Source organism: Dietzia sp. DQ11-38-2 (assembly GCF_014145055.1).
Lineage (GTDB): Bacteria > Actinomycetota > Actinomycetes > Mycobacteriales > Mycobacteriaceae > Dietzia.
Window position 1 is genome coordinate 1 of record NZ_JAALDW010000518.1, and the last position, 289, is coordinate 289.

1 pseudogene is annotated in these 289 nt (G+C 73.4%); it reads left to right on the forward strand.

The features are described from left to right. Nucleotides 1-289 (forward strand): annotated as a pseudogene (locus G6026_RS16165) (hypothetical protein); the annotation flags it as partial.

Genomic DNA, 289 nt, shown 5'->3' on the forward strand with positions numbered 1-289 from the left:
ACCGAGCGGGCGCGCGCGACGCCGGGGCCCACCCGGGAGCCGCTCGATTCGTCGCGTCGACGCAGGCTCACCGTGGTCCTGGCCGCGGCGTCCGCCGTCCTCGTCGTCGTCACCGGTCTGACCTCCTGGCAGTACGTCGAGGCCAGGGGAGATGCGGCGACCGAGCAGCGGGTCGCGGACGCGCCCGCCTCCGCGACGGACGCGGCGCGCGAGATCGTGACCCAGATGTTCACCTACGATCACCGGACGGTCGATTCGGAACTCGCTGCGGTCCGGGATCGGCTCCCCA